This window comes from Xylanibacter sp. (assembly GCF_057607445.1).
Genome location: NZ_DBLZAX010000004.1, coordinates 235,512 through 246,453, shown reverse-complemented (window position 1 = coordinate 246,453; position 10,942 = coordinate 235,512). Strand labels below are relative to the sequence as shown.

The window sequence follows — 10,942 nt, the reverse complement described above, 5'->3', positions numbered from 1 at the left end:
AATAGGCAGACTTATGACACTGGAACGGGATATAAAACAGGCAGGGATGGATGAAAATTATACGCTAATGGCAAAAACCAAAGACCGATGGCAGAATTTAAGGGTGGTTGAATTCAAAAGGAAGAAAACTGCAAACTGACTCCGTAGAATTTCATTCCAAATAAATTTCTATGGAGTCATAAAATCTAAAAGTAATTAAATATAAAAAATAGATATTCAAAAATATTATCCTATGACAGTAATAGAATTATTTTAGCCCAATCGGTCATTAAATCACACATAGCTTTAGCTATATTGTGCATTCATGTTTTCAGCAATTATTTGTTCGCTTTTTCTTTACATAACCACTATGCTTATAGAAAATATAATAAAAAGCCTCTCAATATAAGGCAAAAATACAGACATAATGACCTCTAAGTTTGAAACAAGAAGCAACGCAGTCGCATAAAATGAATATAAATGCAGATAGCTCAAAACTGTTTCTTACCTTTATTAATGTGAGTTCGACGAATTGTAAATGCGTGTAAATTTGGTGATTATCGAAAATTGTTGTAACTTTATAGTGCTGAATTACAAAGTATTACAAACAATAATCGCTATGATAACCGAGAGCAAAGTTATAGAATTATTTTGTATGGCAGACGACTTCTGCAAATTTTTTGATGCTATGACAGCAAAATATACGTTTAAACCAACAGCAAAGCGCAGATATCACCGTGATTCTACCATGTCCAAGGCAGAAATCATGCTTATCATGATACTTTTCCATGACTCAGGATACCGTTGTCTGAAGCATTTCTATCAGGAAAAAATCTGCAAACATATGCACCATTTCTTTCCAAAGGTCGTTTCTTACAACCGTTTTGTTGAATTGGAAAAAGACGTTGCCATCCCGCTGGCCATATTCATCAAGAAGGTTCTTTTGGGCAAATGTACAGGCATCAGTTTTGTTGACAGCACTCCTTTACGGGTATGCAAGAACCAGAGAATCCACATTCATAAAACGTTCAAGGGAATAGCACAAAGAGGAAAATGTTCCATGGGGTGGTTTTTCGGATTCAAGCTGCATTTGATATGCAACGAACGTGGAGAACTTCTGAATTTTATGATTACGCCGAGGGATGTTAATGACCGTAAACCGCTTGAATATAAAGCCTTTGTAGAATTTATATATGGAAAGCTTGTCGGGGACAAGGAGTATATAGGAAAGAACCTGTTTCAGAGATTATTCGTTGATGGAATACAACTTATAACCAAGTTGAAGAGCAATATGAAAGGTGCACTGATGTCCGTTTCTGACAAACTGTTTCTCAGGAAACAAGCCATTATTGAGACCGTCAATGACGAACTCAAAAATATAGCACAAGTGGAACATTCAAGGCATAGGGCCTTTGATAATTTTATCGTTAACCTCTTGAGTGCAATTGCGGCATATTGCTGTTTTCCTAAGAAGCCATGTATCAATGTTACGAGAACTATTGACACACAGCTTGCATTATTCTAAATTCGTCGAACTCACGTTAATATAAAACAAAAATCCCGACCGAATCCTTATGACTGATTTGGGTTAAAAAACAAAAAACCTGCGCCAATCGAACAGAAACGGCATGGCGCAGGTTAAACGACAAGCATCTTCATGCTTGCAGCCCCTATAAAACTAACATCGGTATCAGACCGCTGTTAAACTGTTGTGGGCTTATGAAAAAACTAAGACATTTTCGGTCTTTTTCTCCAAACAGCCGTTATGTTTCAACGGCCAGGAGAGTTATCGCCGCACCGCCTACAGCAGATTTGCCCGCTGAAGGCGGCCGGCTATATTGTTTAGAACTCGAGCACGAGCACCTGGCGCGGAGTGAGCTTCAGGTCTTTATCAAGAGCCACGCTGCTGCCGGTCAGCACGTCGCGTGCCTGCTTTGTCTGTCCGATAACCTCGGCATAGCGCTTAACAGAGAGAGCGGCATCCTTGCGTGTGCCGTTGATAACGGTCATTACGGTCTTGCCGTTATACTGACGTGCAATGACATATACGCCCTTGTAAGGTATAAACTGCTTCTGGCTGCCCTTGATTATCACGTCGTTGCCCTGACGCCAATGGAGCAGATTGCTCAGCCATGTGAACATTGCGTTCTCTGCCTTTGTGCGTCCTTCTGCTGTAAAGGCATTACGCTCGTCGCCCTTGAAACCGCCGGGGAAGTCCTTGCGCACGTTGCCGTCGGTAACTTCCTTTGTGCCGTTCATCAGGATTTCAGTGCCATAATAGAGCTGCGGTATGCGGTTTACGGTGAGCAGCAGCGCAAGAGCCTGCTTCAGTGCCGTTGTGTCCTTGCCGTTGCCGAGGAAGCGGTCGGTGTCATGATTCTCGATGAAAGCCATGACGCTCGACGGGTTAGGATAAAGATAGTCGTAAACCAGACTGTTGTATATGCGGTTGTATCCGTTCCACCAGTCGTCGGTGTTCTCCTTCTTCGCCATGTTTATCTTGTCGTAGAAGCTAAAGTCCATCACCGTCTTCAGATAGCTGTTCTTCTTGGCAATCTTTGAATCTTTCTGCCATGCGGCTGTATATGCCGGCTCGGTTACCCATGTCTCGCCTACAACGTTGAAGTTAGGATATTCCTCGTCGAGAGTCTTCATCCAGAGGGCCATGGCGTCGGCATCGGCATAAGGATAAGTGTCCATGCGTATGCCGTCGATACCAACGGTCTCTATCCACCACTCGCTGTTCTGGATAAGATATTTAATTACATGAGGATTCTTCTGGTTAAGGTCGGGCATAGACGGAACAAACCATCCGTCAACAGTCTCGTGCAGGTCGATGTCGCTCACGTATGGATCTACCACCGGAGTAAGCTTATAGCTTGTCTGCAGATAGAGGTCGTTAACCTTGCCGCTGCCGTCAACATAGCCTGTAGTTACGTCTCTTCCGGTCTTCTCTCCGGCTGAAAGCCATTCGGGAGTGTTGAGCCAGTCTTTAGAAGGCATGTCCTTTATCCATGGATGCTCATAGCCGCAATGGTTGAAAATCATGTCCATAACCACCTTCAGCCCCTTCTGATGGGCCTCGTCGATGAGCTTGCGATACTCCTCGTTGGTGCCGAAGCGGGGGTCAACCTTGTAATAGTCGGTTGTGGCATAGCCGTGATAAGAGCTGTTGACGCCGTTGTCGGGTGAGTCGTTCTCAAGAACGGGAGTAAGCCACAAAGCCGTAACACCCAGTTCCTTGAAGTAGTCGAGGTGCTGACGTATGCCCTCGAGGTCGCCGCCGTGGCGCAGGCTCGGCTGCGAGCGGTCTATCTTGTAGCTGTACTTTGTCTTCACGGCATTGTTCTTCTGGCTGCCGTCGGCAAAGCGGTCGGGCATGAGCATGTAGAGCACGTCGGCGTTGGTGAAGCCCATGCGCTTGTCGCCGCTCATCTCGCGTGCCTTAAGCAGATACTTAACTTTCTTTGTCGAGCCGTTGTTCTTGAAGTTGAGCGTCATTGTTCCGGGCTGCGCTCCGTCAAGATTAAGGTAGACCAAGAGATAATTAGGACTGTCGAGGCGCACCAGGCTGTCCACCTTTACGCCGGGATAATCCGTTGTAACGTCTGCTGTCTTGATGCCTTCGCCGTAGACCATCAGCTGCAGTGACGTGTTCTTCATTCCCACAAACCAGTCTGTAGGTTCAATGCGGTCTATCTTTACCGCTGCTTTCATTGTCATAATGCTGAGCAATAAGCTTAAAGATAAAACTAATCTGTTCATGATTATTTGGTTATTTGTTTATGTTATTATTTTCAGTCGGGTGATGCCTTACATTCATCTACGCGGCATGTCAGTCGTGAATGATGAGTGCCGACTGCGCCGGAACGTTCACTTCGCTGCCGCTGACAATGCCGAGTCCGCTCTCGTTGATAACGCCGTCGCGGCAGACAACTGTGTAGCTGCCTTCAGGAACGGCTACGGTGCGTGCCTCCTTGGCAGAGTTGAGCACCACGATGATGTTCTTCCATGCGTCGCCTCCGGCATTGTCTTTCAGGCGGAAGGCCACGAGATTGTCCTGCACGGGCAGGAACTCAAGATGACGGCGCACCTTGTCGGCCGTGCCGAGGCGGAATGCCGGATGATTCTTGCGCAGCGAGATGAGTTTGCTGTAATAGTCCATCACCTGCGGATACTTCTCAAGGTTTATCCAGTCGATGCGATTGATGCTGTCGGGCGAGTTAAAACTGTTGTGCACGCCCTTCTTGTCGCGCAGCATCTCCTCGCCGCTCAGGATGAACGGCATGCCCTGCGATGTCATCACGGCTGTCTGTGCAAGCAGGTCGAGACGTATAAGCTCGTCCATGCCTATGCCCGGAATGCTTGTGCGCAGACGGTCAACTAGGCACATGTCGTCATGGCAGCTCACATAGCTGAGCATCTGCACAGGCTCTGCAGCCCATGCTTCCTTGCTGTAGTTTACCTTTGTCATGTCTACCTGCGGATGGCTGATTGCTCCGGCTATGCCGAACTTTATGCTCTCCTCGTTGCCGGGAACGGCTGCCAGGAAAGCACCCTTGTGGTCATCGTTGAACGGACCGCGCAGAGCGTCGCGCAGCTCGTCGCCAAAGGCAGATATGCCGGGCATGCTGCTCATGTTGGCCTTCATGGCCAGCTTGTCCTGCGGATAGGCACACGGACCTGCCGACCAGCCTTCGCCGTATATAATTGTGGCAGGATATTCCTTATTGAGCGCTGCACGTATCTGGTTCATCGTCTCTATGTCATGAACGCCCATGAGGTCGAAGCGGAAACCGTCGATGTGATATTCCTTAACCCAATACAGCACAGACTCTATCATAAACTTGCGCATGGCAGGGCGTTCGCTTGCCGTCTCGTTGCCGCAGCCCGAGCCGTCAGACCAGCGTCCGTCGGCTGTCTTGCGGTAGAAGTAGCCGGGATAGGTGCGCTCAAAGTTGCTTCCCTCTATGTTGAATGTGTGGTTGTAGACCACGTCGAGTATAACGCGTATGCCTGCCTTATGCAGAGCCTGCACCATCTGCTTAAACTCCTTAATGCGTGTTGCGGGCGTATAGGGATCGGTCGAGTAAGAACCTTCGGGCACGTTGTAGTTCACCGGGTCGTAGCCCCAGTTATACTGAGGTTCATTAAGGCGTGTCTCGTCTACCGAAGCGTAGTCGAACGATGGCAATATGTGTACGGCATTTACGCCCAGTTTCTTCAGATGCTCTATAGCCTTAGGCTCTGTCAGCGCCAAAAACTTACCTTTATTTAAAAGGCCCGACGAAGGGTCGACAGAGAAGTCGCGGTGGTGCATCTCATATACAATGAGGTCGGCCGGACTTACAACCGTGGTTATGCGGTCGGTGTCCCATCCTTCGGGATCAGTGGCAGACATGTCTATGATGGCTGCTCTCTGTCCGTTTACTCCCACTGCCTTGGCAAACACTCCGGCGCACTCTCCTGCCCCGGTGTCAAAGGTGTAGAACTTGCCTTTCAGGTCGCCTTTAAGCTCGGCAGAATATGTCTCGGCTGCCGTACGCTTCATCTTAACGGTCTTCACCGGCTTGCCGCCCTGTCCGTCGTCGTATATGCGCAGCGTAACCTGCTTTGCATTGTCGGGAGCAAAGAGCTGAAAACGGGTAAGCCCCGGAGTATAACAAGCCTCGCTGAAGGTCTGTGCACCGGCCTTTGGTGCCAGCAAGAAGGACAAGATGCCCATAACAAGAATCTTTTTAAATTTCATACTGTGGTATGCTTTATTGTTTTCTGGTATTTTTTTGTCGTTCATATAAAATATTACTACAGCAGGTATAACATCCTGTATGTCAGGGTATTATAAAAGGCCACCTTTCAGGCTCCAAAAGGTGGCCTTTTACATGCAGAAAGACGGCCTTTTGCACCCTGAAAGGATGCCTTTTGGAAAACGTCAGGTTTTCTTTCCTCTCCGCATTTCTGTATTTTGTATTGTTATTGAGCGATGAGCGACACGGCAAAGCCTCCGCCCGGAGCTTCCTGCAGCTTGAGCACGTCGCCCTTCTTAACAATCTTGTGTGTTATCTCGTATGCCTTAGGATTCTTCTCATAGTGAGCGTCCTTGGCATCGGCGTATATCGTGCAGTCATACTTGCGGCCCTTGTCGAGGAAGTCGAGCTTAACGACGGCCTTATGTCCGTTTTCGTCACACTTACCTCCGACAAACCAGTTGTCTGTTCCCTTTGCCTTGCGTGCAACGGTGATATAGTCGCCCGGCTCAGCCTCTAGATATTTTGAGTCGTCCCAGTCTACGGCAACGTCGCGTATGAACTGGAAGGCATCATAATACTTCATGTAGTTCTCGGGCAGGTCGGCAGCCATCTGCAGCGGACTGTACATAACGAGATAAAGCGACAGCTGGCCTACGAGCGTTGTGTGAACAAACGAAGTGTTCTCGCTCCATGTGTTGAGCTGAGTTTCAAGAATACCCGGAGTGTAGTCCATCGGACCTCCCTGAAGACGTGTGAACGGCAGCACGACAGTGTGGTCGGGACGGCTTCCGCCGAACGCCTCATACTCTGTTCCGCGTGCGCTCTCGTTGCCCACGAGGTTAGGATATGTGCGACAAAGACCTGTAGGACGTGTTGCCTCGTGTGCGTTGACCATGATATGATGCTTTGCAGCCTCCTTTACGGCACGCAGATAGTGGTTGTTCATCAGCTGACCGTAGTGGTACTCGCCGCGCGGAATGATGTCGCCAACGTAGCCGCTCTTCACGGCGTCGTAGCCATACTTGTTCATCAGCTCATATGCTTTCTCCATCCAGCGCTCATAGTTCCATGCCGACGAAGATGTCTCATGGTGCATCATCAGCTTGACACCCTTAGAGTGGGCATACTCGTTGAGCATCTTGATGTCGAAGTCAGGATAAGGAGTGATGAAATCGAAGACGTCGAGCTTTGAGTGTCCGAACCAGTCTTCCCATCCTTCGTTCCATCCTTCAACCAGCACCTCGTCGAGTCCGTTGTCGGCAGCGAAGTCAATATATTTCTTCACGTTCTCGTTGTTGGCAGAGTGTGTGCCGTTTGGCTTGCACTTGCTGTAGTCGGTAACACCGAGATGAACCGACGGAAGGTCGTTGGTGTAGCTCCATGTGCCACGGCCAACAATCATATCCCACCACACACCGCAGTATTTTATAGGACGTATCCAGCTTACGTCGTCGAGCGCGCAAGGCTCGTTGAGGTTGAGTATGAGGTTGGAAGATAGCATGTCGCGTGCGTCGTCGCTCACGATAATCGTGCGCCACGGCGTGTTGAACGGAGTCTGTATATAGCCCTTGTAGCCCTGTGCGTCGGGTGTGAGCCACGACTCAAACACCATGTTCTTGTCGTCAAGGTTAAGGTGCATTGTGGCATAGTTTACGCAGGCTGCCTCATGAATGTTGATGTAAAGTCCGTCGTCGGTCTTCATCTGCAGCGATGTCTGCACGCCTGTCGGCGAGAATGGGGTCTGCGATGAGTTTGGTGTTATGGCACTCTTCATCAGTTCGCGTATCTCCGAGAGCTTCGACTCCACGGTCTCATACTCCTGCGTGTCGTAGTCGCCCGGTATCCAGAAGGCCTTGTGATCGCCGGCCATGGCAAACTGTGTGTGCTCTTCCTTTATAACGAAATAGTTGAGCTCTTCCTGCTGCGGAAACTCGTAGCGCAGGCCCATTCCGTCGTCGTATACACGGAAACGGATAACGATGTTGCGCTTTGTTGCCGGCTGGTTGAGCGTAACGGCGAGCTCATTGTAGTGGTTGCGTATTGTGGCAGTCTCGCCCCACACCGGCTTCCATGTCTCGTCGAATGTTGAAGTGTCAGTCTTGGCAACTACGAAACCGTCCATCAGGCTGGTTTCCTCCATGCCCTTGCTGGCGTGCTTTGTCTTGGCCAGCTCAAGTCCCAGATAACTCGGCTTTACGACAGCCCGTTTTTTGTAGCTAACTTCATAAACAGGTCGCCCGTTGTCGAGCGAGAACTTCACCGACACATTGCCGTTGGGAGATTTTACGGTCTGCGCCATTGCCAGCATCGGCAGAAGCATCAATGCAAATAAAATCTTACGCATATTAGTTAAGTTAATATTGAATATAGGTTAGAAATCCATTTCTGGCATAAAAGACGGCAGACCTGACTGCCTGGCCTGCACGTCTTCAGTGTATCATGATGAAAGAATTACATACGTCCGCTCTCTTTGATAAGGTCGGTTATGTTCTGGTTATAGTCGTGTGCCTCCATGAGGTCTTCAATGCACATATGCATCCTGTAGCGCCAGTAGTGACGCGGATTGGAAGGTATGTTTATGCGCTCTGCATTGGCGTCGGCCAGGCGTATGCTCTCGTCTACAGCCAGCCAGTCCTGCACGGTCAGTATGCACAGCATGGACGGGCACAGCAGATGGCGTGATATGATGTCGCGTGCAAGCCATCCGGGCAGCGGATGAGGCGCAGCGCCATATTTCTGCAGCACGTTGTTATAGTAGTCTTGCGTGCGGCTCGCATCCTCGTCCCACCACTGACGCAGCGTCGGCGTGTCGTGGCTTGATATCGTGCACACCGAGCGGTAAGGATTGCGCGACAGCACACCGAAGCGCACGCTCGGATCTTTCGGCATCGACTGTAGCTCAAGACTGAGTATCTTAAGTTCGTTCATCACCCACTGAACACAGTCGGGCACCATGCCCAGGTCTTCGGCGCACACCAGCATGCGGGTGGCCTCAACGAGTTTGGGCAGCTTGTTCATCGCCTCACGATACCAGAACTGGCTGTTGCGGCGATAATAGTAGTCGTTGTATATCTTGTTGAACAGGAACTTGTCGCTGTCGTAGAGCGACTCGTAGATGAAGTCAAACTGCACTGATATGCGCGGATGGAACTTATTGGGGTCCCGATGGTCGCGCACAAAGAGCACGTCGCTTATCAGCGCATACAGGCCGTCGCGCAGGTCGGTGTCGGCCTTGTCGGTCTTGCCCTCAAAGGCAGCCTCAACCTTGCGCTGTGTGTCATATTCGGGCTTCATGCGGTAGCGGCCGTCGTGTGCAGGCTCAAGATAAGTGTCGCGCACCATTGCCGCCCTTTCACCGAACATGCGGTCGAGCACCCAGTCGGTGATGAACGGTTCGGTGAACAGTTCTTCCTGGAAGTGCAGGCCATAAGCCTCAATCTCCTCGCGTGTCATTCCGAGTGCAGGCGAGAACTGGCCCAGCAAGCCGTGTACGGCATTGTAAGGAATCTCCCATATACGGAAGAAGCCGAGCACATGGTCTATGCGGTAGGCATCAAAGAATTTTGCCATGTTTGAGAAGCGGCGCACCCACCAGCGGCAGCCGTCCTTTATCATCTCGTCCCAGTTGTATGTCGGGATGCCCCAGTTCTGACCGTTCACAGAGAAGTCATCTGGCGGAGCACCAGCCTGCCCGTTAAGGTTAAAGTAGCGCGGCTCCTGCCATACGTCGCAGCCATAGCGGTTTACGCCGATAGGAATGTCGCCCTTAAGTATCACGCCCTTTGAGCGTGCGTATTCATGAGCGTCAGCCATCTGTGAGTTAAGGATAAACTGCACAAAATAATAGTAGGCCACGTTCTTATAGGCTGCATTGCGCTGAACAGAAAGGGCATGACGCTCGCTCTCGTCGAACGCATGATGGTCGGGCCACTTGCTGAAGTCGGCCGTACCATATTTGTCGCGCAGATAGCAATACTGTCCGTAAGGCACCAGCCACGATTCTGCCTCCTTAAAGAAAACCTTAAACTCGGCAGAAGCCATCACAGTCTTGCCTTCCTGCTCATATATTATGCGCAGATATTCGTTCTTGGCGTTGTTCACGCGCTCATAGTCGATCTGCGGCAGGGCGTTGAGTTCCTGGCGCAGGGCCTCAAACCTTTCGCGTTCGGCCTTGTCGGCAATAGGCGGCAGGGCGTTGAGGTCGGCATACTGAGGATGCAGCGCGAAGATGCTTATGCAGCTGTAGGGATAAGAGTCGGTCCATGTGTGGGTGGTGGTTGAGTCGTTGATAGGCAGCACCTGCAGCACACGCTGCTGTGTCAGGGCAACCCAGTCAATCATCTTCTTCAGGTCGCCGAAGTCGCCCACGCCGAAACTGCTCCTCGACCTTAGCGAGAACACCGGCACCTGGGTTCCGGCGCAGCGTATATTGTATATCGGGAAGAAAGCGTCGTCGAGTTCATAAACCATGATGTCGTCCTTTTCCATCACGGGCACATCGATGGTGCGGTTGAAGCGGTCTTCCCACAGTATCTCGGCAGTGTCGGCCACGTCGACGGCCACAAACTTAAACTCTATTGTCTTGCCCGAAATCTTCAGCGCATTGATGTCTGCCACCCACTCGTTGTAGTTGTGCTCATACATCTGCTGGCCCTTAAACACGTCCCATGTGCCCAGAGTAACCTCGTTGCCCACAAGCACAAGGCGCTCATGGCCGCGGAGCTGCGGGGCGCGCACCTTTATGCGCAGCGTAGCCACATGGTCTGAAGGCGGCAGGGCCGACAGACGGCGGCGCTTTATGCAGTCGGTGAAGGCCGAACTGTAAAGATAAGAGTTGTCGGGTATGCCTATCCAGCGGTCGTAGGCAACTATGCGGCCGCCCTTTGCGGCGCCGAGTTCAAGCCTGTGGGGAGCCACGGTCCATTCCTTTCTCACGACGTTGCTCTCGCCTCTCACCACGCTGTAGTAATAATCTATATATTCACCGGTCTTGGCGTCAAGTTTCAGACTGTAGGTCCACACCTTTCCGTCGGACGTGCTCATCCTGTATGGAGTAACAACGTCTGCCCCGTTCTCTCTGCCGTTGATGACATTCAACACGAGTTCTTCGCCAAAAGCCGTATTATAAGCTATGTTTAAAAGTATATTCATAGGTCACGAGTTATGGTTTTCATTGTAAAAGATACATAATGAAATCATGCCCTGCAGGCCAC

General features: G+C 50.3%; 5 protein-coding genes. 1 reads left to right on the top strand and 4 read right to left on the bottom strand.

Translation table 11 applies throughout. The annotated features are described in order from the left end of the window. Positions 1-598 precede the first annotated feature (598 nt). Positions 599-1,504, top strand: a complete 906-nt coding sequence (locus ACZMIG_RS05470) for an IS982 family transposase (RefSeq protein ID WP_418874405.1) — start codon at positions 599-601, stop codon at positions 1,502-1,504. A gap of 317 nt (positions 1,505-1,821) precedes the next feature. Here ACZMIG_RS05470 and ACZMIG_RS05465 read toward each other — a convergent pair whose 3' ends face one another. The 4 genes from ACZMIG_RS05465 to ACZMIG_RS05450 all read right to left on the bottom strand — a co-directional run bounded on the left by ACZMIG_RS05465 (position 1,822) and on the right by ACZMIG_RS05450 (position 10,880). Further along, a complete protein-coding gene (locus ACZMIG_RS05465) occupies positions 1,822-3,744 on the bottom strand; it encodes an alpha-amylase family glycosyl hydrolase (protein WP_487889212.1) in 1,923 nt (640 codons plus the stop codon). 70 nt (positions 3,745-3,814) lie between these two features. Beyond that, on the bottom strand, positions 3,815-5,728 hold the full coding sequence (pulA, locus tag ACZMIG_RS05460) for a type I pullulanase (protein WP_487889211.1): 1,914 nt from the start codon (positions 5,726-5,728) through the stop codon (positions 3,815-3,817). Positions 5,729-5,952: 224 nt separating this feature from the next. After that, positions 5,953-8,073 carry a glycoside hydrolase family 97 protein gene (locus ACZMIG_RS05455; protein WP_487889210.1) on the bottom strand — a complete coding sequence of 707 codons (2,121 nt, stop codon included), beginning with the start codon at positions 8,071-8,073 and terminating at the stop codon, positions 5,953-5,955. A gap of 107 nt (positions 8,074-8,180) precedes the next feature. Next, a complete protein-coding gene (locus ACZMIG_RS05450) occupies positions 8,181-10,880 on the bottom strand; it encodes a 4-alpha-glucanotransferase (RefSeq protein WP_487889209.1) in 2,700 nt (899 codons plus the stop codon). Positions 10,881-10,942: the final 62 nt, after the last annotated feature.

Bases quoted from the DNA above. Each gene is read 5' to 3' on its own strand.
- ACZMIG_RS05470 (WP_418874405.1), top strand. From the start codon at position 599: ATGATAACCGAGAGCAAAGTTATAGAATTATTTTGTATGGCAGACGAC.
- ACZMIG_RS05465 (WP_487889212.1), bottom strand. From the start codon at position 3,744: ATGAACAGATTAGTTTTATCTTTAAGCTTATTGCTCAGCATTATGACA.
- pulA (WP_487889211.1), bottom strand. From the start codon at position 5,728: ATGAAATTTAAAAAGATTCTTGTTATGGGCATCTTGTCCTTCTTGCTG.
- ACZMIG_RS05455 (WP_487889210.1), bottom strand. From the start codon at position 8,073: ATGCGTAAGATTTTATTTGCATTGATGCTTCTGCCGATGCTGGCAATG.
- ACZMIG_RS05450 (WP_487889209.1), bottom strand. From the start codon at position 10,880: ATGAATATACTTTTAAACATAGCTTATAATACGGCTTTTGGCGAAGAA.